The sequence below is a fragment of the Geodermatophilus sp. SYSU D00742 genome (assembly GCF_054049935.1).
The window spans coordinates 140,896-167,075 of the sequence record NZ_JBJGYJ010000005.1; the positions used below are offsets into that span (position 1 = coordinate 140,896).

25 protein-coding genes are annotated in these 26,180 nt (G+C 75.0%); 10 read left to right on the plus strand and 15 right to left on the minus strand.

Annotated elements, in window-relative coordinates:
• The first annotated feature begins 135 nt into the window (after positions 1 to 135).
• The gene (locus tag ACI78V_RS05475) at positions 136 to 474 is read left to right on the plus strand and encodes an alpha/beta fold hydrolase (protein ID WP_456849682.1); all 339 of its coding nucleotides are present in this window, start codon (positions 136 to 138) and stop codon (positions 472 to 474) included.
• Here ACI78V_RS05475 and ACI78V_RS05480 read toward each other — a convergent pair whose 3' ends face one another.
• The gene (locus tag ACI78V_RS05480; protein WP_456849684.1) at positions 475 to 1,845 is read right to left on the minus strand and encodes a S8 family peptidase; all 1,371 of its coding nucleotides are present in this window, start codon (positions 1,843 to 1,845) and stop codon (positions 475 to 477) included.
• A 200-nt stretch (positions 1,846 to 2,045) separates the two neighbouring features.
• Here ACI78V_RS05480 and ACI78V_RS05485 point away from each other — a divergent pair, with 200 nt between their 5' ends.
• Positions 2,046 to 2,546 (plus strand): DUF2505 domain-containing protein, encoded by a 501-nt coding sequence (locus ACI78V_RS05485; RefSeq protein ID WP_456849686.1) that lies wholly within the window; start codon positions 2,046 to 2,048, stop codon positions 2,544 to 2,546.
• Here ACI78V_RS05485 and ACI78V_RS05490 read toward each other — a convergent pair.
• Together ACI78V_RS05490 and ACI78V_RS05495 are read right to left on the minus strand one after the other, a co-directional pair.
• Positions 2,543 to 3,013, minus strand: a complete 471-nt coding sequence (locus ACI78V_RS05490; protein WP_456849687.1) for an N-acetyltransferase family protein — start codon at positions 3,011 to 3,013, stop codon at positions 2,543 to 2,545. The two genes, ACI78V_RS05485 and ACI78V_RS05490, sit on opposite strands and share 4 nt — an antisense overlap.
• Complete coding sequence (locus ACI78V_RS05495; RefSeq protein WP_456849689.1) at positions 3,010 to 3,546, minus strand: universal stress protein; 537 nt, start codon at positions 3,544 to 3,546, stop codon at positions 3,010 to 3,012. The genes ACI78V_RS05490 and ACI78V_RS05495 overlap by 4 nt, the downstream gene beginning before the upstream one ends.
• Before the next feature lie 211 nt (positions 3,547 to 3,757).
• Here ACI78V_RS05495 and ACI78V_RS05500 point away from each other — a divergent pair, with 211 nt between their 5' ends.
• From ACI78V_RS05500 to ACI78V_RS05510, 3 genes are all read left to right on the plus strand, one after another.
• Positions 3,758 to 5,065: a protein kinase domain-containing protein gene (locus tag ACI78V_RS05500; RefSeq protein ID WP_456849691.1), complete on the plus strand. Its 1,308-nt coding sequence runs from the start codon at positions 3,758 to 3,760 to the stop codon at positions 5,063 to 5,065.
• 44 nt (positions 5,066 to 5,109) lie between these two features.
• Complete coding sequence (locus ACI78V_RS05505) at positions 5,110 to 5,238, plus strand: hypothetical protein (protein WP_456849693.1); 129 nt, start codon at positions 5,110 to 5,112, stop codon at positions 5,236 to 5,238.
• A gap of 63 nt (positions 5,239 to 5,301) precedes the next feature.
• The gene (locus ACI78V_RS05510; protein ID WP_456849694.1) at positions 5,302 to 5,808 is read left to right on the plus strand and encodes a mycothiol transferase; all 507 of its coding nucleotides are present in this window, start codon (positions 5,302 to 5,304) and stop codon (positions 5,806 to 5,808) included.
• A 3-nt stretch (positions 5,809 to 5,811) separates the two neighbouring features.
• On the opposite strand, the gene ACI78V_RS05515 is transcribed toward ACI78V_RS05510, so the two are convergent.
• Positions 5,812 to 6,843, minus strand: coding sequence for an ion channel (locus ACI78V_RS05515; RefSeq protein ID WP_456849696.1), 1,032 nt, complete (start codon positions 6,841 to 6,843; stop codon positions 5,812 to 5,814).
• Between the two features lie 108 nt (positions 6,844 to 6,951).
• Between ACI78V_RS05515 and ACI78V_RS05520 the strand changes: the two genes are divergently transcribed.
• On the plus strand, positions 6,952 to 8,136 hold the full coding sequence (locus ACI78V_RS05520) for an acyl-CoA dehydrogenase family protein (protein ID WP_456849698.1): 1,185 nt from the start codon (positions 6,952 to 6,954) through the stop codon (positions 8,134 to 8,136).
• Positions 8,137 to 8,157: 21 nt separating this feature from the next.
• On the opposite strand, the gene ACI78V_RS05525 is transcribed toward ACI78V_RS05520, so the two are convergent.
• Positions 8,158 to 8,418, minus strand: a complete 261-nt coding sequence (locus ACI78V_RS05525) for a hypothetical protein (RefSeq protein ID WP_456849700.1) — start codon at positions 8,416 to 8,418, stop codon at positions 8,158 to 8,160.
• Positions 8,419 to 8,546: 128 nt separating this feature from the next.
• Between ACI78V_RS05525 and ACI78V_RS05530 the strand changes: the two genes are divergently transcribed.
• On the plus strand, positions 8,547 to 9,131 hold the full coding sequence (locus ACI78V_RS05530) for a hemerythrin domain-containing protein (protein WP_456849701.1): 585 nt from the start codon (positions 8,547 to 8,549) through the stop codon (positions 9,129 to 9,131).
• Between the two features lie 63 nt (positions 9,132 to 9,194).
• Complete coding sequence (locus tag ACI78V_RS05535) at positions 9,195 to 9,503, plus strand: hypothetical protein (RefSeq protein WP_456849703.1); 309 nt, start codon at positions 9,195 to 9,197, stop codon at positions 9,501 to 9,503.
• 160 nt (positions 9,504 to 9,663) lie between these two features.
• Here the strand turns inward: ACI78V_RS05535 and nhaA are convergent, their stop codons facing one another.
• The 4 genes from nhaA to ACI78V_RS05555 all read right to left on the minus strand — a co-directional run bounded on the left by nhaA (position 9,664) and on the right by ACI78V_RS05555 (position 15,021).
• Positions 9,664 to 12,330, minus strand: coding sequence for a Na+/H+ antiporter NhaA (gene nhaA / locus ACI78V_RS05540; RefSeq protein ID WP_456849705.1), 2,667 nt, complete (start codon positions 12,328 to 12,330; stop codon positions 9,664 to 9,666).
• 106 nt (positions 12,331 to 12,436) lie between these two features.
• On the minus strand, positions 12,437 to 13,165 hold the full coding sequence (locus tag ACI78V_RS05545) for a glutamine amidotransferase (RefSeq protein ID WP_456849706.1): 729 nt from the start codon (positions 13,163 to 13,165) through the stop codon (positions 12,437 to 12,439).
• A gap of 111 nt (positions 13,166 to 13,276) precedes the next feature.
• A complete protein-coding gene (locus ACI78V_RS05550; RefSeq protein WP_456849708.1) occupies positions 13,277 to 14,242 on the minus strand; it encodes an ABC transporter substrate-binding protein in 966 nt (321 codons plus the stop codon).
• Positions 14,243 to 14,286: 44 nt separating this feature from the next.
• Complete coding sequence (locus ACI78V_RS05555) at positions 14,287 to 15,021, minus strand: class II aldolase/adducin family protein (protein WP_456849710.1); 735 nt, start codon at positions 15,019 to 15,021, stop codon at positions 14,287 to 14,289.
• A gap of 286 nt (positions 15,022 to 15,307) precedes the next feature.
• Here ACI78V_RS05555 and ACI78V_RS05560 point away from each other — a divergent pair, with 286 nt between their 5' ends.
• A complete protein-coding gene (locus ACI78V_RS05560; protein ID WP_456849712.1) occupies positions 15,308 to 16,852 on the plus strand; it encodes a glycoside hydrolase family 13 protein in 1,545 nt (514 codons plus the stop codon).
• Between the two features lie 71 nt (positions 16,853 to 16,923).
• On the opposite strand, the gene ACI78V_RS05565 is transcribed toward ACI78V_RS05560, so the two are convergent.
• Positions 16,924 to 18,156: an MFS transporter gene (locus tag ACI78V_RS05565; protein WP_456849714.1), complete on the minus strand. Its 1,233-nt coding sequence runs from the start codon at positions 18,154 to 18,156 to the stop codon at positions 16,924 to 16,926.
• A gap of 94 nt (positions 18,157 to 18,250) precedes the next feature.
• Between ACI78V_RS05565 and ACI78V_RS05570 the strand changes: the two genes are divergently transcribed.
• Positions 18,251 to 19,048 (plus strand): SDR family NAD(P)-dependent oxidoreductase, encoded by a 798-nt coding sequence (locus ACI78V_RS05570; RefSeq protein WP_456849716.1) that lies wholly within the window; start codon positions 18,251 to 18,253, stop codon positions 19,046 to 19,048.
• Between the two features lie 6 nt (positions 19,049 to 19,054).
• Here ACI78V_RS05570 and ACI78V_RS05575 read toward each other — a convergent pair whose 3' ends face one another.
• The 5 genes from ACI78V_RS05575 to ACI78V_RS05595 form a co-directional block, all read right to left on the minus strand.
• Positions 19,055 to 22,429: a pyruvate carboxylase gene (locus ACI78V_RS05575; protein WP_456849718.1), complete on the minus strand. Its 3,375-nt coding sequence runs from the start codon at positions 22,427 to 22,429 to the stop codon at positions 19,055 to 19,057.
• Positions 22,430 to 22,572: 143 nt separating this feature from the next.
• Entirely contained in the window at positions 22,573 to 23,334 is a 762-nt protein-coding gene (locus tag ACI78V_RS05580) for an SDR family NAD(P)-dependent oxidoreductase (RefSeq protein ID WP_456849719.1), read from the minus strand.
• 41 nt (positions 23,335 to 23,375) lie between these two features.
• Positions 23,376 to 24,239: a sugar phosphate isomerase/epimerase family protein gene (locus tag ACI78V_RS05585; protein WP_456849721.1), complete on the minus strand. Its 864-nt coding sequence runs from the start codon at positions 24,237 to 24,239 to the stop codon at positions 23,376 to 23,378.
• Positions 24,240 to 24,250: 11 nt separating this feature from the next.
• The gene (locus ACI78V_RS05590; protein ID WP_456849723.1) at positions 24,251 to 25,294 is read right to left on the minus strand and encodes a transketolase family protein; all 1,044 of its coding nucleotides are present in this window, start codon (positions 25,292 to 25,294) and stop codon (positions 24,251 to 24,253) included.
• Entirely contained in the window at positions 25,291 to 26,166 is an 876-nt protein-coding gene (locus ACI78V_RS05595; protein WP_456849725.1) for a transketolase, read from the minus strand. The genes ACI78V_RS05590 and ACI78V_RS05595 overlap by 4 nt, the downstream gene beginning before the upstream one ends.
• Positions 26,167 to 26,180: the final 14 nt, after the last annotated feature.

Sequence of the window (26,180 nt, forward strand, 5' to 3'; positions counted from 1 at the left end):
GGCGCTCGCTGGCCCACACCGCGGCACAGGTGGCCGCGCTCGTCCGGGCGCGGACGGCGCCGGACCGCACACGTCGTCGGGCTTGCCCTCGGCGGGCAGGTCGCCCTGACCCTGCCCGAGCACCACCCCGACGTCGTGGACCGTGCGGTGGTCAGCGGGGTCACCACCGAGCCGCGGCCGCACCGCCGGCTGCTGGGCCCGCAGGCGTGGCCGACCACGGTGCAGCCGCGGAGCCGCCGTCCGGTCGAGGCCCAGGCCCGCTCCCTCGGCCTGCCAGCCGTCGAGACCGTCCCGTCCGTCCTGCCCGCCGCCACGGGCCGGATCGTCCCCGGGGTCGGCCACGGCGGGAACGTCGAGGCACCCGACCGGTTCACCGCGACGGTGCGCGCCTGGATCGAGGACTCCCCCTGCCGTCACCGTGACCCCGCTCGGCGACCGCCGGTCGACCTCCTCACCGGCGGGGTCCCCGGCTGATCAGTAGGTCGCCGCGTGCACCAGGAACCCGTAGTAGCGCTCGGCCACCGCCCGCAGCGGGTCCCCGTCGAAGCCGTAGGCGCGGTCGGCCGTGTTGTGGGCGGCGGCATCGTCCTGGATCCGGGCGGCGGTCGCCGACGGGTCCCCCTCGGGGCACTGACCGGAGTCGATGCACAGGGCCGCGGCGCCGGAGACCAGCGGGGCGCTGAAGCTCGTGCCGGACCCCGCGGCGTAGAGGCTGCCGGGCATGGGGCCGGTCACGCAGGTCCCCGGCGCGGCCACGGTGTGCGCGCGGTCGCGTTCGGTGGTCGCGAAGTTGCTGTAGGAGGCCGCGGCGTCGTCCCGGTCGCCCAGCTGCCCGAAGTCGGTGCCGTAGCAGAGCGGCGAGGACAGCGCGCCGGGCCGGCCGTCGAAGTCGCTCATCCCCGTCACCGTGAGCACCTCGTCGTAGCTCGCCGGCGCGATGGTGCCGAGGTCCGCGGTGGCGTTCCCGGCGGCCGCGACGTACAGCGTCCCGGCCTCCACCGACCGGCAGATCGCCGTGTGCATGACGTCCTGGTCGGTCTGACCGCACTGCTCGTCGTCGGTCCCCGGCCCGCCGATGCTCATGTTGGCCACCGCGATGTCGTTGGCGGGGTCGTCGTCGAGCCGGGTCTGCGTCACCCAGTCCGCCGCGCAGACGACCGCCGCGTTGCTCGCCGTCCCGGTGGCGTCGTCGAACACCTTGACGCTGTAGACCCGCGCGCCCGGCGCCACACCGACCACCCCGACGCCGTCGTCCCGGGCCGCGGCGACCCCGGCCACGAACGTGCCGTGCCCGATCACGTCGGTGAAGGCCGACGGCGCCTCGACCGGGGTCCCGGTGGAGCAGTCCACGCCGCCCACGACATCGAGGTCCGGGTGGCTGCGGTCGACCCCCGTGTCGATGACGGCGATGTTCGTGCCGACCGCGCCGCTGCCGTCGCCGGAGGCGGTGCTGCTGAGCTCGCCGTCGATCCGGTCGACGTCCTCGGGCAGGCACTGCAGCGCCAGGGGGCTCGGCGTCCGCTGGCAGGCGACCGCCACGGGTTCGCTGTCCAGGCGCGCGAACTCGCCGTCGGTGACGACGTAGGCGACGGCGGGATCGGCCTCCAGGGCCGCCGCCTCGGTCTCGGTCATCTCCGCCGCGTAGCCGTTGACCGCGCCGTACACCGACTCCGTCTCGCCGCCGTACTGCCGGTCGAGGTCGGTCGCGGTGCGGGTGGGGTCGGCCACGCCGTCGGCCAGCACCACCAGGTAGCGCGCCTCCCCCGGTGCCGCCGCCGCCACGCTCGGGACGGCCAGCGACACCGCCGCCGCCCCGACGACTGCTCCTACCGCGATCCTGCGCATGCTGCGCTCCCCCGATCGGTGCCGGCGCTCCGCCGACGGGCGACACGACCGTACGGTTCCGTAACCCGGCGGTGGACGCCGTCGGCGGAGCCGCGCGCGGCTCCCGCCGCGTCGGCACGCTGCGTCCACGCGTCCCCCTCGCTCCGTCATCCGGCCCAGGGTCAGCGGGCGGGGCACGGCCGGACGGAGGAGGATGCGGCGTGCCCATCGACCACACCGCCACCTTCCCCGCGGCCCCCGACGACGTCCTCGCCGTCCTCAGCGACGAGGCCTTCCTGCGCGACTACGTCGACGCGCTCGGCGCCCGGCTCGACGGCCTGGAGACCGCGGAGGCCGAGGGGGGCCCGTGCACGACGGTGCGGCTGCTGGCGCCGACCGCGGGCATCCCGCCGGTGTTCACCCGGTTCGTCGGCCGGGAGGTCGCCGTCGTCGACCGCCGCACGTGGGACGCCGACGGCGACACCGGGCACCACGGTGTCGTCCACGTCAGCGCGGAGGTCTTCGGGCGGACCGCGGTGATCCGGGGCGAGCGCCGGCTCACCGCCGTCGACGGCGGCACCCGGTCGACGGTCACCGCCGAGGCGGAGGTGGACGCGCCGATCGTCGGCCGCCAGGTCGAGGCCGCCGTCCGCAGCCTGGCGCTGGTGGTCCTCCGCCGCGAGGACGAGGTGCTGCGCCGCTGGCTGGGCGAGCCGGCCTAGTCCAGGTCGAGGACGTACCAGACCTCGCGCAGCCGGCGTCCCCGCCACTGCCGCTCCAGCACCTCGCCGGTGGGCCGCCACCCGGCGGACTCGTAGAACCGTCGCGGCCCGGTGTTGCGCTCCTCGGTACGCAGCCTCGCTCGCCGGTGACCGGCCGCCCGGAGCCGCTCGAGCACGGCCGCGAGCAGCAGCCGCCCCGTCCCCCGCCCCTGCTCGTCCGGGTCGACGTAGAGGTAGCCGACCTCGCCGGTGTCGGCGTCCGCCCGGGCGAAGCCGACGACCCGGCCGTCCCGCTCGGCGACGAGGAACCCCGGCTCGCCCAGCCGCTCCCGCCACGTCCCGACCTCCGGCTCGGAGAGGACGTCGCCGAGGAACTCCGACCACGCCGCCCGGCCCGCCCGCGCGTGCACGGTGGCGACCGGCTGCGCGTCCTCGGCCGTCGCCGGCCGTACCGCCGCAGCGGTCACCCGACCGTCTGCTGGCCGCGCGCGGCGTGCTCGCGGCGCAGGCCCAGCCGGTGCCGGTGCGCCTCCGGCGAGTGGACGACGGTCACCGGGCACGGCGCGTGCAGCGCGCACTGCATGCTCACCGAACCCAGCAGCATGCTGGAGAAGCCCCCGTGTCCCCGGCTGCCGACCACCAGCAGGTCCGCGCCCGTCGACTCCCTGATCAGCGCCTCGGCCGCGGTGCCCATCACCGCCCGCACGCGCACCTCCGGCGCCGGCTGCGGCACCTCGCGCAGCACGTCGGCGACGAACGCCTCCGCCTTCTCCAGGGCGACCGTCCGCACGCGGTCGGCCTCGTGCTCGTCGACCGCGTAGAAGTCCAGCCAGACCTCCGGCGGCCGGTACGCGGTGACCGCCTCGACGGGCACCCCGCGGCGGGCGGCGTCCTCCAGCGCGAAGCGGAGCGCCGCCCGCGCCCCGGTGGAGCCGTCCACCCCGACGACGACGCGCCGCCCCCGGTCCCGCTCCGCCGCCGCCCCAGCGCGCTCGGTCATGACGCCCTCCCCCGGCCTCCGTCCCCACCGGACCGGGTGCCCGGCGGCCGGCCGGCACGGTGCGACCATCCACCGCGTCCGACGCCCCCGACAGGGCCCTTCGTCGCCGCCACCGCGGCCGACCGGCTCACCGCGGACGGTGGCGCGCGAGGACACCACCGCGGAGCACGCCCGGACCGCACGGTGCCGCCCGCGGGCGTACCGTCCGCCCATGGCTGCGGAGCCCGCTGCTGCAGAACGTCTGATCGGGGGCCGCTACGCGCTGCGCGAGGTGCTCGGCCGCGGCGGCATGGGCGTGGTGTGGCTTGCCACCGACGAGAAGCTGCAGCGCCCGGTCGCGGTCAAGGAGATCACCTTCGCGGTGCACCTCTCCGAGCACGAGCGCCGGGTGCTGCGGGAACGCACCCTCCGCGAGGCCCGCACCGCCGCCCGGCTCGACCACCCCTGCGTGACCGCGGTCTACGACGTGGTGGAGGAGGACGGCCGGCCCTGGCTGATCATGGAGCACGTCGAGTCGGCCAGCCTGCAGCAGGTGGTCGACCGGCAGGGACCTCTGCCGTGGACCGCGGTCGCCCGGATCGGGCTGGACGTGCTCGCCGGCCTGTCGGCGGCCCACGACGCGGGGATCGTGCACCGCGACGTCAAGCCGGCCAACGTCCTCGTCGCCCCCGACGGCCGGGCCTGCCTCACCGACTTCGGCATCGCCACCGCCACCGGTGACCCGACGATCACCACCACCGGCGCCATCATCGGCTCGCCGTCCTACATGTCCCCCGAGCGGGCCAACGGTGAGCAGCCCGGCCCGGCGGCGGACCTGTGGTCGCTCGGCGCGACGCTCTTCACGGCGGTCGAGGGCCGGCTCGCCTTCTCCCGCGGCGAGCCGATGGCGACGCTCATGGCCGTGGTCTCCGAGCCCCCGGCGCCCATGGAGCTCGCCGGTCCGCTCGAGCCGGTCCTGCGCGGGCTCCTGACCAAGGACCCCGCCGCGCGCACCACGGCCGGGCAGGCGCGGCAGCAGCTCGAGGAGGCGCTGGCCGGCGCCGGCGTCCCACCACCCTGGTCCCCGCCCGCGCGCGGCACGGTGACGCCCCCGTCCGCGCCCCCCCGCGACGCCAACCGGGTCGAGCGGTTCGACGCCGCCGACCTCAAGGCCCTGGCCGCCGCGTCGGCGACCGCCCTCGGGGCCGTGGCCCGGGATGCCCGGGAGCAGGCGCGCTACCTCCGCGACCGCCGGCGGGAGCGGCGCACCTCCGCGCCACCGGCGGACCTGCACGCGCCCGACCCACCGCCGGACCTGCACGTGCCCGGTCCACCACCGGACCGCCGGGAGCGACGCGCGACCACGGCACCTCCGGCCGCGGGCAGGGACGCACCCGCAGCCCCGGCACGGGCCGGCACGCGGCGGCGCCGGTTCAAGCGGCGGTGGGTGGTCGTCCCGGCGGTCCTCGTGCTGCTGCTCGTGGTGGCCGTCGTCGGCGGTCTGGTGGCACTGGTCGCGTTCCTCGCCGGCTGGCTGTGAGGGCCCGGGCGGCGGCCGCGCCCGATGTGCGGCAGGCTCGCGTCATGAGCACGCCGGAGCGCGAGGAGCCGCAGCCCCGCGACATCGCCCTGGAGCTGGAGACACCCGAGCAGGCCGCCGACCTGGAGGCGCAGAGCGAGCCGGAGGGCGACCGTCCCGGCTCTCCGTCGTAGGCGGTCATCCGCGGGCGCGCGTCGTGCGGTGCGGCCCGCGCCGGCGCGGGTAGCAGCCGTCACATGCAGAGCCGCGACCTCCTCCGCTACGCCTACGAGCAGATCGGCGAGACCCTCCGGAGCACCGTCGAGGGGCTGAGCGCCGACGACCTGGCCCGTCGGGTCGGCCCCGACGCCAACCCCATCGGCTGGCTGACCTGGCACCTGCTGCGCGTGCAGGACGACCACGTCTCCGACGTGGCGGGCACCGACCAGGTCTGGACGTCGGACGGCTGGGCGGACCGCTTCGGGCTGCCCGTCGACGACACGGCCACCGGGTACGGGATGAGCAGCGAGGACGTCGCCGCCGTCCGGGTGCCGTCGGCCGAGCTGCTGCTCGGCTACTCCGCGGCCGTGCACCAGCGGACGGCGGACTTCCTGCAGGGGCTCTCCGACGAGGACCTCGACCGCGTGGTCGACGAGCGCTGGGACCCGCCGGTCACCCTGGGCGTCCGGCTGGTCAGCGTGCTCTCCGACGACCTGCAGCACCTCGGGCAGGCGGCGTACGTGCGCGGGTTGCTCGGGGCGTGAGCCTCAGCGGGCGGACACCAGCCGCCCGGGCTCGATGCGGCGTCCGGCGACGTAGTAGAGCGTCATCCCCTCGGTCACCGGCGCGTCCCAGCCCGGGCTGACCACCAGGCGCCCCTCCGCGCGCAGCGCGAGCACGGTGGCCCCGAAGGTGCGGCCGAACCAGGTCTGGCAGTCGCCGAACGTGCCGTGCGGGAAGCCGGCCGGGACCCGGGCGGAGTAGGTGTTGCCGTGCCCCCCGCTGGTCATCAGGTCGTTGTAGACCTGTGCGATCCCCGGGTCGTTGGCCTCCTCGGTGAGGAGGAACGGCATGTGCCACTGGACCGCCTGCACATCGGGGTGGACGTAGCGCAGCGTGCCGAGCCGGCCGAGGTCGCGCAGGGCCACGACGAGGTGGATCCGGGGGTTGGCGTGCGCGACGGCCAGCGCCACGGCCAGCGCCTCGTTGTCGTCGCGGACGTCCACGACCGCCGTCCGGGCGCGGGCGACGCCGGCGCGGGCCATCACGTCCTCCGACGTCAGGTCGCCGCGGACGAAGTGGACGTCGGGCAGCTCCGGCAGCGGGTCCTCGGAGACCTCGTCCCAGGCGCACAACACCACGTGCACGTCGCGCTCGGCCGTGAGCTCGCCGATGATCCGCGCGGAGCGCCCGGGCGCGTAGCCGAGCAGGACGACGTGGTCGGTCAGGTCCAGCGTGACCAGCCCCCTCAGTCTCCTGCCCTTCACGGACTGCAGCGCGGCCGCCAGCGACGTGAACAGCAGGGTGAGCGTGACGATGCCGCCGACGATGACATAGGCCCCGACCAGCCGGCCGCCGAGCGTCTCCGGGAAGACGTCGCCGTACCCGACCGTCGCCGAGGTGACGGTGAAGTACCACCAGTAGGTGCCGGGATCGGCGATGTCGCTGCCCGCCGGCTCCACCAGCGCCATCGCCAGCCAACTGGTGAGGAACACGAAGACGGCCACGGCCAGCGGCAACCGCCAGTCACGCAGCCCCAGGCGTAGCAGCCGCGCGACCCGCGCGATGAAGAACGGCACCCCGACCTCCCGACTGCGACGCCGGGGAACCTAACCGACCCCATCGGCTGCGGCGCCACTCCTCGCTCCGGCGCGCGGCCCGGTCGCCCCCGCCGTAGCGTCCGCCCGGTGAGTGGGACGAGCCCCGACTTCTACGCCCTGGAGGAGCTCCTCGCCCCGGAGGAGATCGAGCTGCGCGACCGGGTGCGCGCGTTCTGCGAGCGGGAGGTGACCCCGAGGATCAACGACTGGTGGGAGCGCGCGGAGTTCCCGTTCGAACTCGTCCCGCGGATCGCCGGGCTGGGCATCGCCGGGGGCACGGTGCAGGGGTACGGCTCCCCCGGCATGAGCGCCGTCGCCGCGGGGCTGGTGGCCGCCGAGTGGGCCCGCGCCGACGGGAGCATCGCGACGTTCTACGGGGTGCACAGCTTCCTGGCCATGCAGTCCATCGCGCTGCTCGGCTCGGAGGAGCAGCGCGAGCGCTGGCTGCCGGCGATGGCCCGGATGGAGCGGATCGGCGCGTTCGCGCTGACCGAGCCCCGGCACGGGTCCGACGCCGTGGCCCTGGAGACCTCCGCACGCCGCGACGGCGACACCTACGTGCTCGACGGGCAGAAGAAGTGGATCGGCAACGGGACCATCGCCGACCACGTGCTGGTCTGGGCCCGAGGGGAGGACGGCGCGGTCGGCGGCTACGTCGTCGACAAGGGGACGCCGGGCTACCGGGCAACCGTCATGACGGGGAAGACGGCGCTGCGGGCCGTGTGGCAGGCCGAGATCACCCTCGACGGCGTCCGGGTCCCGTCGGAGAACAAGCTCGCCCACTGCCACTCGTTCCGGGACGTCTCCGCGGTGCTCGACCGCACGCGGTACACCGTCGCCTGGCGGGCCCTCGGCCTGGCCACCGCCGCCTACGAGCTGGCGCTCGCGCACGCCCTGCAGCGGGAGCAGTTCGGCCAGCCGATCGCCGGATACCAGCTGGTCCAGGACAAGCTCGCGCGCATGCTCGCCGAGATCACCGCCATGCAGCTCATGTGCTGGCGGCTGTCCACGCTCGCCGATGCCGGCCGGATGACCGCGGCCATGGCGTCACTGGCCAAGATGAACCACGCGGCGAAGGCCCGGGCGATCGTCGCCGACGCCCGCGACGTCCTCGGCGGCGACGGGATCCTGCTCGACCACCACGTCGCCCGCCACCACGCCGACATGGAGGCCGTCTTCACCTTCGAGGGCACCGACTCCGTGCAGTCGCTCATCGTGGGCCGCGAGATCACCGGCCACTCGGCGATCAGCGGCCGGCGACCGGCGCGCTGACCGCCCCGGCGCCCGGGCGGGTCAGCCGACGGCGCGCAGCGGCGTGCCCACCGCGGTCAGCTGCTGGCACTGCGGGCAGGCGGTGCGGCCGGCGCCGACGCGCTCCCACTGCTGCGAGCCCCAGACCTGCACGATGGCGCCGCAGACGGCGAGCTCCACCTCGCCGTCCAGCTCGGCCGAGGGCCGGTGGGCCTCGACGGCGTGCCACGGGTGACTCTGTTCGGTCGGTCGCCCGGGCGACCAGCGGTCGGGTCGGGCGAACCCCACGGCGTAGGACTCCACGACCCCCCTGTGCCCGAGTTCACAAGATCGAAACAAACCGGTCGAGTGGATCGGACGAGGTCGGATCGGTGTGTCGCCCGTGGTTTCGGGGGAATGCAGGGGGCCCACCGGACCGGGAGGAGCACGCCGTGACACAGACCGAGAGCCAGCGGGACGTCGTCGACCTGCTGAGCGCGGACCACCGCGAGTTCGACCGCATCTTCACCCAGCTGGAAGGACTGTTCGGGCAGAGCGGGCCCGACGTCCTGCGGCGCAAGCGGGAACTGGTCGACGAGGTGACCATCGGCATCGTCAAGCACTCCGTCGCCGAGGAGACCCAGGTGTACCCCCGCGTGGAGAAGCAGGTCGACAAGGAGGAGGCCGAGCACTCCAAGCACGAGCACGCCGAGGCCGAGGAGACCATGAAGCGGCTCGAGCGCATGGACCCCGAGGACCCGCAGTTCGACACCGAGGTGCAGACGCTGATCCGGGAGATCCGGCACCACGTCGAGCACGAGGAGAGCCGGATGTTCACCGAGCTGCGGGCGACGTTCGACCGCGACGAGCTGATGCGCATGGCCCAGAGCGTGGAGCGGGTCAAGGCGATGGCCCCCACCCGGGCCCACCCCATGACGCCGAACGAGGCCGGCGTGCGCACCGTGCTGGGGCCCGTCGCCAGCCTGCTGGACCACCTGCGCGACGCGGTCAGCGGCCGGGGCAAGAAGACCGACTGACCGGCACCACCGGCGCTCCTCCCGCGTTACCGTCGGGGAGCACGACGCGGGAGGAGCGCAACGGTGGAACCTGTCAGCCTGATCGTCGGGGCGGCCCTGCTCGCGATGGGCTTCCTCGGCGGCCGGCTCAGCCGGCGCAGGCCCGCGGCACCCCCGGCCCTGCCGGCGCCCCTGTGCGGCTGCGGCCACACCCTCAGCCAGCACGACACCGAGACCAACACCTGCTACGCCGAGCTGCGGCGCGACACCTACGACAAGCGGGGACGCTGGTCCGGGCACCAGTGGGTGCCCTGCACCTGCCGGCAGTACGTCGGGCCGCGGCCGATCGACGAGGTCTTCATGCCCCGGCTGCTGCCGCCCACCACCGACTGACCCAGGCCCGCTCGAACCCGGCCGGCGCACGGGCCGGCGCGTCCACCCGGTCCGCGCCGAGCGTCGCCGCCAGCGCGTCGACCAGGCGGGTGGGGGTCGGCGGCGGCGGGACAGCGCCGCCACGAGCTCCCCACCGGGCAGGCCGGGCGGCCGGCCCGGCTCAGCCGCCGGCGCCCACCACGGCCGCCACCTCGGCGTCGGTCGGGTTGCGCAGCACCTCCCCGCGCCGCCACACCACCACCGGCAGGTCCGCCTCCGACACCCCCAGCTCGACCAGCATCTGCGCCCCGTCGTCGCTGCGGTCGAGGTCGACGAAGACCGCCGCCAGCCGGTGGGCGCGGGCGAAGTCCTGCAGCCGGCGGCTGTCCGGGGAGGCCGCCCGCCCGACGATGCGCAGGTCCGCGGCGAGCTCGAGCAGCATGGACCGGCGCAGCAGGAACGACCGCAGCACCGTCTCCTTGAGCCCGTGGTCGGCGGCGAAGACCTCGCGCATCCGGTCGTCGGGGACGCACAGCACCTCCCCGGGCTGCAGCACCAGCGCGGTGAGGGACACCGGGTGGTCGCTGAACAGGTCCAGCTCGCCGAGGAACCGCCGCGGGCCGTGGACGGCCAGCACCCGCTGCCCCGGCCGGCCGAGGTCCTCCACCATCGCCACCGCGCCGGAGAGCACGACGGCGAAGTCGTACCCCCGGTCGCCCTCGCGGAAGACGGCGTCACCGGCGTCGTACCGGCGGCGGACGCCGAACCGCTCGAGCAGGGCCAGGTGCTCGTCGGACAGCCGCGGGTCCGCGCCGTCCCGGTCCGGGGTCTCCGGCAGGTCGGCCGGCACGGGTCCGGGAGCGGCGTCGACGGGGGGCCGCGCCTCGCCGCGGCGCGGCCCGAGCGCCGGCAGCACGAGACCGGCGTGGTCGGCATCGGGGCGCGGGCCGGCCGACCCGGCGTCCGGCCCGGCCGTGGCGAGCAGCGCGGCGGCGAGGGTGTCGGCGTCGTAGGGGCCGGCGTGGCGGCGTCCGTTGACGAAGAAGGTGGGCGTGCCCTCGACGCCGCTGGCCTCCGCCGACTCGACGTCCTCCTCGACCCGGCGGGCATGGCGGCCGGCACCCAGGTCGCGGGCGAAGCGCTGCACGTCCAGGCCGATGGCCGCGGCGTGGTCGAGCAGGTCGCCGGGGGTCAGCCGGTCCTGCGCGGCGAACAGCTCGTCGTGCATCTCCCAGAACCGGCCCTGCGCGGCGGCGGCCTCCGCCGCCTCGGCGGCCAGCCGCGCGTGCGGGTGGACGTCGACCAGCGGGACGTGCCGGAAGACGTAGCGCAGCCGGTCGCCGAACCGCTCGCGCAGCTCCTCCACCGCGCCGGTGGCCCGGCCGCAGAAGGGGCACTCGAAGTCCCCGTACTCGACGAGGGTGAGCGGTGCGTCGACCCGGCCGCAGACGTGGTCGCGCGCGGGGTCGACCGGCGGGTCGAGCAGCACCGGCCGCCCCGTGGCACCCGCGGGACGGCGGCGGTCGGCCAGCCGGAACAGCCCCCAGCCCAGCAGCGCGGCCAGCAGCGACGCGGTGAGGACGCCGACCCGCGCCTGGTCGGCGAGCCGCTCGTCCTCCAGCGCCAGGTCGACGATGAACAGCGAGATGGTGAAGCCGATGCCCGACAGCGCCGCGCCCCCCGCCAGCTGCCAGCCGGTCAGTCCGGGCGCCAGCTCCCCCAGCCCGCAACGCACCGCCACGACCGTGCCGAGCAGGATGCCCAGGAGCTTGCCGAGGACGAGCCCCCCGATCACGCCGAGGGTCACCGGTGAGGTCAGCGCCGCCCGCAGCGTCTCCCCCGTCAGCGCCACCCCGGCGTTGGCGAGGGCGAACACCGGGACGATGACGAAGCTGGTCCACGGCTGCCACAGCTGCTGCAGCCGCTCACTGGCCGACACCGAGCGGTCGATGCTCAGCCGGGCGGCGCGGGCGAACTCCGGGTTGGGCGACTGCCGGTAGGCCCGCGTCAGCCGGGCGGCGTCCTCCACCTCCGCCACCCGGGCCGGGTAGGCGGGGGTGAACAGCGCGATGACGACCCCGGCGAGGGTCGGGTGCACGCCCGAGGCGTACATCGCGATCCACACCGCCACGCCCAGCACCAGGTACGCCGGCCCCCGCCAGACCCTGAGGTACCGCAGGCCCAGCATCAGGGCCAGCCCGAGCACGGCCACGGCCAGCGGGCCGAGCGCCAGGTCGTCGGTGTAGAAGAGCGCGATCACGCTCAGCGCGCCGACGTCGTCGGCGATGGCGAGGGTCAGCAGGAACAGCCGCAGCTGCGCGGGGCAGGCCGGGCCGACCAGCGCCAGCACGCCGAGCAGGAAGGCCGTGTCGGTGGAGATCACCACTCCCCACGCCGACACCGCGGGGCCCCCGAGGTTGAACAGCACGTAGACCAGCGCCGGCACGGCGAGACCGGTCACGGCGGCCAGCGCCGGCACCGCGGCCCGGCGCCGGTCGGTGAGTTCCCCCATGACCAGCTCGCGCTTGATCTCGAGGCCGACGACGAAGAAGAAGAACACCATCAGCCCGTCGTTGACCCAGTGCTGCAGGTCCAGGGCGAGCTCGGTGCCACCGATCCGGACGGCGAACTCCGTGTGCCAGAACGCGTCGTAGCTCTCGCCCATCGGGGAGTTGGCCCACAGCAGCGCCACCACGGTCGCCAGCAGGAGCAGGCCCGCGCTGCCGGCCTCGGTGCGCAGCCGGCGGCGCAGCGGCGCGACCCGGGCGAGCAGGCCGCTCCCCCCGCCCGGGGACGACTGCGTGCCGGTCGCCCCGGCGGCGCTCACCGGAGGCGGCGCTGGGGTCATCGGGCCTCCTCCGACGTGTTCCGGGCCCGGGCCGGCGACCCGGCCGGGCGTGCGCTGGCAGTCTGCCTCCCCGCGGACCCCCGGCAGAAGCGCCCGCCCGGGACGCTCAGGCGTAGCGGGCGACGAAGTTGGCCAGCATGCGCCCGGGCTCGGACACCACCGCGGTGCGCAGCCGGGCGATGAGCTCCTCGAGCTCGGCGGGTGGGAAGTAGCCGGCGTGCTGGTAGACCCGCGCCCGCGTGACCACCCCGGCGACGTCGAGCTCGGGGTGGAACTGGGTGGCGTAGACGTTGCGCCCGACCCGGAACATCTGCACCGGGCAGGCGGCGGAGGTGGCCAGCAGCACCGCCGACGGCGGCAGCACCCGGCAGGCCTCCTTGTGACCGACCAGCGCGTCGAAGACCTCCGGCAACCCGGCCAGCACGGGGTCCTCCCGGCCGGCGGGGGTGAGCACGATCGGCACGCAGGACACCGGCTCGCCGTAGGTGCGGTCGACCACCCCGCCCTGGTGCACCCCCAGGGTCCCGATGCCGTAGCAGGCGCCGAAGAAGGGCAGGTCGCGGGCGACCACCTGGTCCAGCAGCGCCCGCAGCTCGGCCTCGACGCGGTGCTGGACCGGCGTCTTCGCCTCGTACGGGTCGCTGGAGTTGAACGGCCCACCGCCGAGGAGGACCCCGGCGTAGTCGTCGAGGTCCAGCGCCGGCAGCGGCGCGGCCTCCATGCGGATGCGGTGCAGCTGCCCCTCCTCCAGGCCGGTCAGCCGGAGGAAGGCCGCGTACTCGTCGTCCGCGGCCACGTCCTCGGCCCGCGAGGCCAGCAGCAGGAACGGGCGCACGAGCGCCGATGCTATGCCGCGGCGGGCGCCCGGCAGGCGGGGTCGGTGACCCCGCTCGCCGCGGGGCCCCTCGGCCCGGGGAGGCGGACGTCCTCCCCGGGCCGGCGGGCGTCAGGGCAGCAGCTGGTCGAGGTCGGGCTCCTCGGGCAGGGTCCCGTACTCGGCGGCCTTCGCCCCGAGCAGCTCCATCGCCTCGCGGTTGAACTCGGGCCGGAAGGTCGGGATCACGATGCGCTCCAGCACCGCCGGGTCGATCTCGGTGTAGGTGCCGGTGATCCGCCGGACCTCGTCGGGGTTGTCCTGCGAGAACTCCAGCGACCGGTTCATGGCCCGCTGGAAGGCCTCGACCACCTCCGGCTGCTCCTGGATCAGCTGCTCGGAGGTGAAGACGCAGGAGATGTCGAGCTCGGGGTGGAAGTCGGAGAAGTTGTACGACAGCACCCGCCCCCCGGCATCGACGGCCTCGGTGAGGAACGGGTCGAGGATCCACGCGGCGTCGACCTGCCCCGACTGCAGCGCGGCGGGGGCGTCGGGGAAGGGGATCTCGACGAACCGCACCGCCTGGGGGTCCCCGCCGGCGTCCTCCACGACCGATCGGATGGTGGTGTCGCCGATGTTGTTCAGCGTGTTGACCGACACCGTGCGGCCGCCCAGGTCGGCCATCGACTGGATCGGCGAGTCCCCCGGGACCACCACGGCCCCGAAGTCGGGGTTCCCGGCGGTGGAGTTGGCGTTGGTGATGCACTGCAGGGGCAGCCCCTGCGACACGGCGATCATCGTGGACAGGACGTTTCCGCGGCCGAACTGGAACTCGCCGGAGACCACGCTGGGGACGACGGCCGCGCCGCCGACCGCGGACTCGATGGTGAGGTCGAGCCCCTCCTCCTCGAAGAAGCCCTGGTCGACGCCGAGGTAGAGCGGGGCCGAGTCGACGATCGGCTGGGTGCCGATGGTGACGGCGGTCAGCCCCCCGTCACCGGCGTCACCTCCGGCGTCGTCGGAACCACCGCACGCGCTCAGCGCGAGCAGGGTCACGGCGCCGGCGGCGGCGGCGCGCGTCCAGGGTCGGGTCGACATGGCTCTCCTTCGGGAGGGGGTGGGGAGGGCGGAGCAGTGTGCGGTCACGCCGGGCGGTGGGCCCGGTCGCGCCAGAACCCCCAGGCGCGGGGCAGCTGCCCGGTGTTCGTGGCCACGGTGGCGGCGGCCTCCTCGTCGGTGAGGTAGACACAGCCGCCGAGGCGTAGGGCCTCGGCCTGGGCGTGCGCGTTGACCTCGGTGTAGACGGCCCGGTACACCGCCTCCTCCAGCGACCGCCCGACCGCCGTGGACCCGTGGCCGCGCATCAGGACGACCGAGGCCGGGCCGAGGACCGCGGCCAGCGCGGCGCCGGAGTCGGCCGAGCGGATCAGCAGGTCCGACGCGGGGCCGAGGGTGTCCCGGGTGTCGAAGACCGGCACCTCCGGAGCCAGGAACCCGGCCATGTGCAGGACCGGACGCAGCGGGGTGCTGGTGACGCCGAACGGGATCACCGCCGGCGAGTGGCTGTGCACCACGGCCTGCACGTCGGGGCGGGCGCGGTAGACCTCGGCGTGGATGTACCGCTCGAGGTAGCCGGGGCGGGGGTCGTCGGTCCGCCCGTCGAGGGTGAACCGCTGGACGTCGTCCTCCCCGACCAGGCCCGGCGCGAGGTTCCGGGACAGGAGGAAGGTGTCCGGGTCCTCGGCGCACCGGACGCTCACGTGGCCGAAGGCGTCGAGGATGCCCTGGTCCACGAGGATGTGGTTGGCCTCGGCCAGCGCGCGGCGCTGGTCTCCCGGCCCCGGCACCGCGTCCGCCCGGGCTGCGTCCTCCGGCACGTGCGACCTCCTCGGTGGTGGTGTGCTGAGGGAGGATCGTGACCCACGCCGTGGAACTCCCCGGACGGTTTTCTGCACACCAGAACGCTGTGGTGTCCAGTCAGAACACGCCCGCGCTGGCAACATCCGCCAGTCACAGCCGTCCACTTCGTGACGCACGACACACCCACCGTGACACCGGACTGCCGATAGAGGCTCCATGGCACGTCGGCTCTCCCTCGCGGGGCTCTCGACCGACCCCCGGGTCGCCCCAGCGTCCGCTCCGTCACCCTGGTGGCGCAGCGCCGTGGTCTACCAGGTCTACCTGCGCTCGTTCGCCGACAGCAACGGCGACGGCATCGGCGACCTGGCCGGCCTCCGGTCCCGCCTGCCCTACCTGGCCTGGCTCGGCGTGGACGCGCTGTGGATCAACCCGCACTACCCCTCGGGCGGTGCCGACGGCGGCTACGACGTCGTGGACTACCGCGCCGTCGACCCCGACTACGGCGACGTCGCCGACCTCGAGGCCCTGGTGGACGACGCCCGCCGGGTGGGCCTGCGGGTCGTGCTGGACGTCGTCCCCAACCACACATCCGACCAGCACCGCTGGTTCCAGGCCGCCCTGGCCGACCCGGACTGCCCCGAGGCGAGCCGCTACCACTTCGCCCCGCCGTCGGAGGAGCCGCCGAACAACTGGCAGTCCCTCTTCGGTGGGCCGGCCTGGTCCCGCACTCCCGACGGGCGCTGGTACCTGCACCTGTTCGCCCCCGAGCAGCCGGACCTGAACTGGCGCGACCCCGAGGTCGCCGCCGACTTCGAGCGGACGCTGCGGTTCTGGCTCGACCGCGGGGTCAGCGGCTTCCGCGTGGACGTCGCCTACGGCCTCTACAAGGACGCCGCGCTGCGGGACAACCCCGGCTTCTACGCCCCCACCCTGTTCGGGCACGGCCCGGAGCAGGCGATGACCTGGAACCAGCCCGAGGTGCACGACGTCTGGCGCCGCTGGCGGTCGATCTGCGACGAGTACCCCGACACGATGCTGGTCGGCGAGGTCTGCCTGGCCGACCTCGACCAGGTCGCGCTCTACTCGCGGCCCGACGAGATGCACCAGTCGCTGTCGTTCCGGCTGCTGAAGTCCACGTGGGAGACGGAGTCCTTCGCCGACGCCATCTCCAGCGCCCTGCACGCGTTCGGCGCCGTCGGGGCCCCGGTGTCCTGGGTGCTGGGCAACCACGACAAGGAGCGCCAGGTCACCCGCTTCGGTGGCGGCGCACTGGGCCGCGCCCGCGCCCGGGCCGCCGCGATGCTCGTGCTGGCCCTGCCGGGCTCGGCCTACCTCTACGCCGGCGAGGAACTGGGCCTGCCGCAGGCCGTCGTCCCCGACGAGGCCAAGCGCGACCCGATCTTCCTGCGCAGCGGCGGGGCCCGCGCCGGCCGCGACGGCTGCCGCATCCCGATGCCGTGGAACGCCTCTGCCGGGGTGGGCTTCTCCCCCGACGGCGCCGCGGAGCCGTGGCTGCCGATCCCGGCCGACTGGGGCCGGTACGCGGTGTCCCGGCAGGCCGGGCGCAGCGGCTCGACACTGCAGCTCTACCGCCGGGCACTGGCGCTGCGGAAGGCGCACCCCGCCTTCAACTCCGGCACCGCGGCGGTCACCACGCACGACGACGTCCTGACCGTGCGCTGCGCGGGCGAGGAGGAGACCGTCCGCTGCATGGTCAACATGGGCACCCAGACCGCGCTGGTCAGGTGCTCCGGCACGGTGCTGCTCAGCTCGAGCACGCGGGTGCACTCCGCCGGTGGGACCGTGGCGCTGCCGCCGAACAGCGCCGTCTGGATCGTCGAGGACTGAGTCCACCTCCGTGCACACCCGCGACGGGCACGGGGCGGGTCCACGGAGATGCACGGCCGCCGGCCCGGCCCTCAGCCGGGCCGGCGGCCGTCGGGCAGCAGGCTGGTGCTGCGCCCGAGCACCAGCGAGAGGACGAGCGCGGCCAGGGTGAGACCCCCGGTCAACAGGACGACGGCCGGCCAGCCGGCGCGGTCCCAGGCGAGCCCGGCGAGGGTGCCGCCCACGGACGAGCCCACGTAGTACCAGAACGAGTACAGCGAGGCGGCCTGCCCGACCGCGCGCCCGCCCGAGGCGGCCCGCACCGCCACCCACCCGCTGGCCACGCCGTGGGCGGCGAAGAAGCCGACGGTGAGCACGCACAGCCCGGCGACGAACAGACCCAGCGGCGCGGCGAGGGTCAGCACCACCCCGCCCGCCATCACCGCCACCGCCACCGGCACCACCGGGCGCCGCCCGAACCGCCCGGCCAGCTCCCCGCCGACCGCCGAGCTGACCGACCCGAGCAGGTAGGCCAGGAACACCAGCCCCGCCACCCCGGGTGCCAGCCCGTACGGCGGGGACTCCAGCCGGAACGTCGCGGCGTTGTAGACCGCCACGAAGGCGCCCATCAGCAGCGCCGCGCAACCGTAGAGCCCGAGCAGCACGGGGTCGGTCACGCCGGCGACCAGCTGGCGCAGCACCGGCACCTCCCGCGGTACCCGCACGAACCCCCGGGACGGCGGCAGCAGCACCCGGACCGCCACCGCGCAACCCATCCCCAGCAGCGCGATGCCGCCGGTCGCGGTGCGCCAGCCGCCGAGGTCGACGAGCACGCCGCCGAGCAGGCGGCCGGTCAGCCCGCCGATGGCGTTGCCGCTCACGAACAGGCCGATGGCACGGGCGCCGACCGAGGCGTGCAGCTCCTCGCGCAGGTAGGCCGCGGCCACGGCGGGCAGACTGGCGAGCGCGAACCCCTGCAGCGCCCGCAGGACCAGGAGCACCGGCCAGGACGGCGCCACGGCGACCAGTGCGGCCAGCAGCGCCGACGCGGCGAGGCCGGCGTGCAGGAGCGCCGTCCGCCCGCGCCGGTCGGAGACGGGACCGAGCACGAGCAGCCCGGCCGCGAGGCCCGCGGTGGCCACCGAGACCGCCAGCGTCGAGGAGGCCGGGGACACCCCGAAGACGCGGGTGAGCTCGAGCAGCAGCACCTGGGGCAGGTAGAGCATCGCGAACACCGCCACCCCGGCCAGGAAGACGGCCAGCGAGGCCCGGCGGAACCCCGCCTCGCCGGCGCGGTGTCCCTCGTCGGCGGGGAGCGGGTCCATGCCACCGACTCTGCGCCTGTGACCGGTCGCACCGTCCCGCCGGGGCCGGGGCCGCCACCTCGCCGTCCGCGGCCGGGGCCGGTAGGCAGAGGGCATGGACCTGCAGCTCACCGGCAAGCGCGCGATCGTCACCGGCGCCAGCCGCGGCATCGGCCGGGAGATCGCCGAGGGACTCGCGGCCGAGGGAGCGCACGTGGCGCTGGTCGCGCGCGGGCGCGAGGCGCTCGAGGCCGCCGCCGAGCGCGTCCGGAGGCACGGCACGGCCGTGCTGACCTGCCCCGCCGACACCACCGACGACGCCGCGGTGCGGGGCGTGGTCGAGCGGGTCGTGACCGAGCTCGGCGGGGTCGACGTGCTGGTCAACGCCGCCGCCCGGCCGGCCTCGTCGGGGTCGGTGCCGCCGCTGGCGGAACTGACCGACGACGCGCTGCGCGAGGAGGTGGAGACGAAGGTGCTGGGCTACCTGCGCTTCGCCCGGGCCGTGGCACCGCACATGGCCGCCGCCGGCTGGGGCCGGATCGTCAACATCAGCGGGCTCAACGCCCGCCGCACCGGCTCGCTGGTCGGGTCGGTCCGCAACGTCGCCGTCGCCGCGATGACCGCGAACCTCGCCGACGAGCTGGGGCCGGCCGGCATCACGGTCACCGTCGTCCACCCGGGCACGACGGTGACCGAGCGGACCGCCCGGGTGCTGGCCGACCGCGCGGCCGAGCAGGGCAGCACGCCGGAGGAGGTGGCCCGGGCGATGGCCGCCGGCACCAGCATCGGCCGGCTGGTCACCGCCCGGGAGGTCGCCGACGTCGTCACCTTCCTCGCCTCACCCCGCAGCGCGGCGATCACCGGGGACGCGGTCACGGTGGGCGGCGGCTCCCGCGGCGTCATCCACTACTGACCACCGTCAGCCCAGGACGACGAGCAGGTCACCGCCCTCCACCTGCTGGACGGCGCCGATGGCCAGGCGCTGCACCGTGCCGGCGGCCGGCGCGGTGATCGCGGCCTCCATCTTCATCGCCTCGATGGTCGCCACCGGCTGGCCGGCCTCGACGGGATCGCCCTCCTTGACCGACAGGGTGACCACGCCGGCGAACGGGGCGGCCACCTGCCTGGGATCGCTGCGGTCGGCCTTCTCGGCGGCCTTGACCGCGGCCTCGACGGAGCGGTCGCGGACCGACACCGGGCGCAGCTGGCCGTTGAGGGTGCACATGACCGTGCGCATGCCCCGCTCGTCGGGGTCGGAGACCGCCTCGACGCCCATCAGCAGCGTCACGCCGGGCTCGATGTCGACGGCGTGCTCGTCACCGGGCCGCAGGCCGTAGAGGAACTCCTTGGTCGGCAGCACGGAGACGTCGCCGTAGGCGTCGGCGTGGGCCAGGTACTCCTTGGTCGGACCGGGGAACAGCAGCCGGTTGAGCGTGGCGCGCGGCTCCTGCGCGAGGCCGTCGCGGTCGGCGTCGGTCAGCTCGGCGGGGGGCTGCGCCTCGCGGCGACCCTCCAGCGCCCGGGTGCGGAACGGCTCGGGCCAGCCGCCGGGCGGGTCGCCGAGCTCGCCGCGGAGGAAGCCGATGACCGAGTCCGGCAGGTCGTACGTGCCGGGGTCGGCGGCGAAGTCCTCGACCTTCACGCCGGAGCCGACCAGCTGCAGCGCCAGGTCGCCGACGACCTTCGACGACGGCGTGACCTTGACCAGCCGGCCCAGCAGCCGGTCGGCGGCGGCGTAGGCGTCCTCGACCTCCTCGAAGCGCTGGCCCAGCCCCAGGGCGATGGCCTGCTGACGCAGGTTGGACAGCTGCCCGCCGGGGATCTCGTGGGTGTAGACCCGGCCGGTCGGGGAGGGCAACCCGGACTCGAACGGGGCGTAGATGCGGCGCACCGCCTCCCAGTAGGGCTCCAGGTCGTTGACCGCGGCGAGGTCCAGGCCGGTGGCCCGCTCGGTCGCGTCGGTGGCGGCGACGATCGCCGACAACGGGGGCTGGCTGGTGGTGCCGGCCATGGACGCGACCGCCCCGTCGACGGCGTCCACGCCGGCCTGCCACGCGGCCAGCAGGGTGGCCAGCTGGCCGCCGGCGGTGTCGTGGGTGTGCAGGTGCACCGGTAGGTCGAACCGCTCCCGCAGCGCGGTGACCAGCGTGGCGGCCGCGGGCGGGCGGAGCAGGCCGGCCATGTCCTTGATCGCCAGGACGTGCGCGCCGGCGTCGACGATCTGCTCGGCCAGCCGCAGGTAGTAGTCGAGGGTGTACAGCGTCTCGCCGGGGTCGGAGAGGTCGCCGGTGTAGCACAGCGCCACCTCCGCGACCGCCGTCCCGGTGGTCCGGACCGCGTCGATGGCCGGGCGCATCTGGCCGACGTCGTTGAGCGCGTCGAAGATCCGGAAGACGTCGATCCCGGTGCGCGCGGCCTCCTCGACGAACGTCGTCGTGACCTGCTCGGGGTAGGGGGTGTAGCCGACGGTGTTGCGGCCGCGCAGCAGCATCTGCAGGCACACGTTCGGGACGGCCTGGCGCAGCGCGGCCAGCCGGTCCCACGGGTCCTCGTGCAGGAACCGCAGCGCCACGTCGTAGGTGGCCCCGCCCCAGCACTCCAGGCTGAACAGCTGGGGGGTGGTGCGGGCGACGTGCCCCGCCACGCCGAGCAGGTCCTTGGTGCGCACGCGCGTGGCGAGCAGCGACTGGTGGGCGTCGCGGAAGGTGGTGTCGGTGACCGCCAGCGCCGTCTGCTCCCGCAACTGCCGGGCGAAGCCCTCGGGACCGGCGGCGAGCAGCCGCTGCCGCGAGCCCTCCGGGGGTGCCGCGCGCAGGTCCACCCGCGGCAGCTTCTCCAACGGGTCGACCAGGTGCGGCCGCTCGCCGTGCGGCTGGTTGACCGTCACGTCGGCCAGGTAGGTCAGCAGCCGGGTGCCGCGGTCGGCCGAGGAGCGCGCGGTGAGCAGGTGCGGTCGCTGCTCGATGAACGACGTCGTCACCCGTCCGGCGCGGAAGTCCGGGTCGTCGAGCACCGCCTGCAGGAACGGGATGTTGGTCGCCACCCCGCGGATGCGGAACTCCGCCACGGCGCGGCGGGCCCGGGCCACCGCGATGTCGAAGTCGCGGCCGCGGCAGGTCAGCTTCACCAGCAGCGAGTCGAAGTGCGCCTCGACCTCCGCGCCCAGCGACGCCCCGCCGTCCAGGCGGATGCCGGCGCCGCCCGGCGAGCGGTAGGCGGTGATCCGCCCGGTGTCGGGGCGGAAGCCGTTGGCCGGGTCCTCGGTGGTGATCCGGCACTGCAGCGCCGCGCCCCGCAGCACGATCGTGTCCTGGGACAGGCCGAGGTCGGCGAGGGTCTCCCCCGAGGCGATCCGCAGCTGGGCCTGCACCAGGTCGACGTCGGTCACCTCCTCGGTGACGGTGTGCTCCACCTGGATGCGCGGGTTCATCTCGATGAACACGTGCCGGCCCTCGCGGTCCAGCAGGAACTCCACGGTGCCGGCGTTGACGTAGCCGATGGCCCGGGCGAAGGCGACCGCGTCGGCGCAGATCCGCTCCCGCAGCGCCGGGTCCAGGTTGGGCGCCGGGGCCAGCTCCACCACCTTCTGGTGGCGGCGCTGCACCGAGCAGTCCCGCTCGAACAGGTGCACCACGTTGCCGGTGCCGTCGGCGAGGACCTGCACCTCGATGTGCCGCGGTTCGACCACCGCCTGCTCCACGAAGACCGTCGCGTCGCCGAACGCGGCCTCGGCCTCCCGCATCGCCGCGGACACCGCCCCGGCCAGCTCCGCCGGGTCCTCCACCCGCCGCATGCCGCGCCCGCCGCCGCCGGCGACGGCCTTGACGAACACCGGGAACGGCATCTCCCGCGCGGCGGCCAGCACCGCGTCGACGTCGTCACTGGGATCGGTCGAGGCCAGCACCGGCAGCCCGGCCTCCCGGGCCGCGGCGATCGCCCGCGCCTTGTTGCCGGTCAGCTCCAGCACCTCGGCCGACGGGCCGACGAAGGTGATCCCCGCCGCCGCGCACGCCGCGGACAGCTCCGGGTTCTCCGACAGGAAGCCGTAGCCGGGGTAGACCGCGTCGGCGCCGGCCCGCCGTGCGGCGCCGACGATCTCCTCCACCGAGAGGTAGGCGCGGACCGGGTGGCCCTCCTCCCCGATCTGGTAGCTCTCGTCGGCCTTCAGCCGGTGCACGGAGTTGCGGTCCTCCCACGGGAACACCGCCACCGTCCCCGCGCCCAGCTCGTAGGCGGCGCGGAACGCCCGCACCGCGATCTCCCCGCGGTTGGCGACCAGGACCTTGCTGAACATCTCGTCCCTACCTGCCTGTCATCGGTTCCGGGTGGGCGGTGCGCCGACCGCGTGGGCGTACTCGACCACGACCGGCCGACGGTGTCACCCGCACCCTTCCTCAGAACGGAACGCGGATGCACCGTCGACCGGTCCCTCCCGCCTCAGTGGATGTGTGACCCGCCGTTGACGTCGTAGGTCGCGCCGGTGACGTAACCGGTCTCCTCACGGCACAGGAAGGTGATGAGGTCGGCGACGTCGGAGACCCGGCCGTTGCGTCCCACCGGGATGCCGGCGAGCAACTGCGCCTTGCGCTCGCCCTCCAGCGCCCCGCCGGTGATGTCGGTGTCGATGAGCCCCGGGGCCACCGCGTTGACCGTCACGCCGCGGGGGCCGAGCTCGCGGGCCAGCGCCCGGGTGAAGCCGAGCTCCGCGGCCTTGGCCGCGGAGTACGCGACGCCGCCGAAGACGCCTCCGCCGCGCTCGGCCGAGACCGACGACAGGAACACGATGCGGCCGAAGCCGCGCTCGGCCATGCCGGGCGCCAGGCGCCGGGTGACGTTGTAGGCGCCGCGGACGTTGACGGCGAAGACGCGGTCCCACTCCTCGCCGGTCACCTCGAGGAACGGGACCGGCGAGGTGATCCCGGCGTTGTTGACCAGGGCGCCGACCGGGGGCAGCGCCCCGTCGAGGACGGCCAGCGCGGCGTCGACCGACGCCTCGTCGGTGACGTCGCAGCCGATGCCCACGGCGCGCACGCCCGAGCGCTCCTCCACCTCGGCGGCGGCGTCCTTGGCGCTGGCCTCGTCCAGGTCGAGGACGGCGATGTTCCAGCCGGCAGCGGCGAGGGCGTGGGCGGTGGCGCGGCCGATGCCGCGCTTGGAGCCGGCGCCGGTGACGACGGCGGTCTTGTCGGTGACGGTCATGGGGGTCCTCCAGGGGGTCTTCGGGTGGTTGGGTGCAGGCCTCAGGCCTGCAGCAGAGAGGTGATGTAGCGGCCGGCGCGGCCGGCCTCGGCCGGTCGGTCGGCGTCGTCGATGTCGTGGGTCTCGAGCTCGAGGCTGTAGTGGCCCCGGTAGCCGGCGGTGGTGAGCGCGTCGATCGCCGCCGGGAAGTCGACCTCGCCGCGGCCGATGCTGCGGTTGATGTCGCCCCGCACGGCGTCGCGCAGGTGCACGTGGCGGACACGGTCACCGAACCGGCGCACGGCGTCGACCTCGTCCCCGCCGCCGGCCACGACGTGGCTGAGATCGAGCACCGCGCCGACGGGTGCGTCGCCGAGCGCCTCGTACAGCTGCTCCGCCCGGTCGAGATCGGCGCACAGCCGCCGGGAGTGCGGGGCCTCCACGAGGAGGTCGAGGCCCGCGTCCCCGAGGAACTCGGCGGCGGTGGTGAGGGCCCGGGCGACCGCGGCGACGTCGTCGGCCAGCTCGCTGCGCGGCGTCGTCCCCACCCGGCCGCACGGCAGCACGATCGTGGAGGTGCCGACCGCCCGGGCCAGCTCGGCCAGCGGGCGCAGCCGCTGGCGCAGCACCGGCCCGTCGAGGTCGGGGGCGTCCATGTCGCCGACGTCGGCATTGACCACCCGGACCGCCACCCCGCCGGCGAGCACCTGCTCGGCCAGCTCGTCGACCAGGCCCGCGGGGAGCGGGATCGGCACGTGGTCACAGACGCCGGGGAGGGCACCGAGGTCGGTCTCCCCGAAGCCCTGTGCGGCGACCTGCGCCAGCGCCGCCGGCAGGGGGAGCCTGCGGAAGGAGATCGTGGAGCACCCGAGCCGGGGGTCGAGGGTCCCGGCCGACACGGTCGTGCCGGGGGTCGTCACGGTCATCGCCGGCTCCCTCAGGCCGTGGCCGGAGCCGGGTCGGCCGACCACGGGCCGTGCGCGGTGCCACCGAGCTCGGCCTTGACCCGGGCGATGACAGCGTCGGTGGACAAGCCGTAGCGGTCGTGCAGGGTGGGCAGCGCACCGGCGGCGAGGAACTCGTCGGGCAGGGCGATCGGCACCACGCGCGTCCCCACGCCGGCGAACGCCAGCGTCGAGGCGACCGACTCGGCCAGCCCGCCGACGACGGTGTGGTTCTCCAGGGTGACCACGAGCCGGTCGGTCGCCGCCGCCCGCAGGATCGCCTCCCGGTCCAGCGGCTTGATGGTCGGCACGTGCAGCACGGCGACGTCGACGTGGTCGGCCTCGAGCCGGGCCGCGGCCTGCAGCGCCCGCATCGTCATCAGGCCGGTGGAGATGAGGACGACGTCCCGGCCGGTGCGCAGCTCGGCGGCCCTGCCCAGCTCGAAGCGGTAGTCGTACTCGTCGAGCACCGTGGGCACCGCGCCCCGCAGCAGGCGGAGGTACGTCGGGCCGGGTGCGTCCGCCAGGGCCGGCACGGCCTGCTCGATGTCGACCGAGTCGCAGGGGTCGACGATGGTCAGGTTCGGGCAGCCGCGGAGGATGGCGAGGTCCTCGGTGGCCTGGTGGCTGGGGCCGTAGCCGGTCGTCAGGCCGGGCAGGGCGCCGACGACGTTGACGTTGAGGCCGGGCTCGGCGATGTCCAGGCAGAGGAAGTCGTAGGCCCGCCGGGTGGCGAACACCGAGTAGGTGGACGCGAACGGCACCAGCCCGACCTCCGCCAGCCCGGCCGCCGCGCCGAGCATCGCCTGCTCGGCCATGCCCATCTGGAAGAAGCGGTCCGGGTGGGCGTCGCGGAACACGTGCATGTCGGTGTACTTGGCCAGGTCGGCCGACAGCCCGACGATCTCGGGCCGCTCCTCGGCCAGCCGGTTCAGCGCGTGCCCGAACGGGGCGCTGGTGGTGCGCTGCCCGGGGTCGGCGAACGAGGCGATCATCGCCGAGGTGGTCAGCTTCTTGCGGGGCGTCGTGCTGGTCATCGGGCCAGTCCTTCCTGCAGCTGGTCGCGGGCGATCTGCCACTCGTGCTCCTCGACCCGCATGAAGTGGGCCTTCTCCCGGCTCTCGAGCAGCGGCACCCCGCAGCCGATGCGGGTGTCGCAGATCAGCACCGAGGGCGAGCCGCGGTGCTCCCGGATCTCGTCGAGGGCGTCGATGAGCGCGGCGACGTCGTTGCCGTCCACGCGCAGGGCGTGCCAGCCGAACGCCTGCCACTTCTCGGTGACCGGCTCGGTCCGCAGGACACCGACCGTGGGTCCGTCGGCCTGCAGGGCGTTGACGTCGACGATCGCGGTCACGTTGTCCAGGCCGTGGTGGGCGCAGGCCATGGCGGCTTCCCACGTCGAGCCCTCGTCCAGCTCGCCGTCGGAGAGCAGGTTGAACACCCGGGCGGGGTTGCCGAGGTGGCGCAGCCCCAGGGCCATCCCGGTGGCCACCGTCAGGCCGTGGCCCAGCGATCCCCCGGAGATCTCCATGCCGGGGGTGTAGGAGGCCATCCCCGACATCGGCAGCCGGGAGTCGTCGGAGCCGTAGGTCTCCAGCTCCTGGAGCGGGATGGTGCCGGCCTCGGCCAGCGCCGCGTAGAGCGCGATGGCGTAGTGACCGATGGAGAGCAGGAAGCGGTCGCGGTCGGCCCAGTGCGGGTCCTCGGGCCGGTACCGCAACTGGTCGGTGTAGACGGCGGCGAGGACGTCGGCGACGCCGAGCGCCTGCCCGATGTAGCCCTGCCCCTGCACCTCCCCCATGTCGAGGGCGTTGCGGCGGATCCGGTGGGCGGCCTGGCGGATGCGGTCGATCCGCTCGGCCCGGTCGGCCGTGGTGCCGGCCGTCCGCGGTGTGGTCAGCGAGGTCATGTCGTGTTCCTCCT

Coding starts and splice junctions, on each gene's coding strand:
- ACI78V_RS05480 (WP_456849684.1), bottom strand. CDS start 1,845: ATGCGCAGGATCGCGGTAGGAGCAGTCGTCGGGGCGGCGGCGGTGTCG.
- ACI78V_RS05495 (WP_456849689.1), bottom strand. CDS start 3,546: ATGACCGAGCGCGCTGGGGCGGCGGCGGAGCGGGACCGGGGGCGGCGC.
- ACI78V_RS05500 (WP_456849691.1), top strand. CDS start 3,758: ATGGCTGCGGAGCCCGCTGCTGCAGAACGTCTGATCGGGGGCCGCTAC.
- ACI78V_RS05505 (WP_456849693.1), top strand. CDS start 5,110: ATGAGCACGCCGGAGCGCGAGGAGCCGCAGCCCCGCGACATCGCCCTG.
- ACI78V_RS05510 (WP_456849694.1), top strand. CDS start 5,302: ATGCAGAGCCGCGACCTCCTCCGCTACGCCTACGAGCAGATCGGCGAG.
- nhaA (WP_456849705.1), bottom strand. CDS start 12,330: ATGACCCCAGCGCCGCCTCCGGTGAGCGCCGCCGGGGCGACCGGCACG.
- ACI78V_RS05550 (WP_456849708.1), bottom strand. CDS start 14,242: ATGTCGACCCGACCCTGGACGCGCGCCGCCGCCGCCGGCGCCGTGACC.
- ACI78V_RS05565 (WP_456849714.1), bottom strand. CDS start 18,156: ATGGACCCGCTCCCCGCCGACGAGGGACACCGCGCCGGCGAGGCGGGG.
- ACI78V_RS05570 (WP_456849716.1), top strand. CDS start 18,251: ATGGACCTGCAGCTCACCGGCAAGCGCGCGATCGTCACCGGCGCCAGC.
- ACI78V_RS05575 (WP_456849718.1), bottom strand. CDS start 22,429: ATGTTCAGCAAGGTCCTGGTCGCCAACCGCGGGGAGATCGCGGTGCGG.
- ACI78V_RS05580 (WP_456849719.1), bottom strand. CDS start 23,334: ATGACCGTCACCGACAAGACCGCCGTCGTCACCGGCGCCGGCTCCAAG.
- ACI78V_RS05585 (WP_456849721.1), bottom strand. CDS start 24,239: ATGACCGTGACGACCCCCGGCACGACCGTGTCGGCCGGGACCCTCGAC.
- ACI78V_RS05590 (WP_456849723.1), bottom strand. CDS start 25,294: ATGACCAGCACGACGCCCCGCAAGAAGCTGACCACCTCGGCGATGATC.
- ACI78V_RS05595 (WP_456849725.1), bottom strand. CDS start 26,166: ATGACCTCGCTGACCACACCGCGGACGGCCGGCACCACGGCCGACCGG.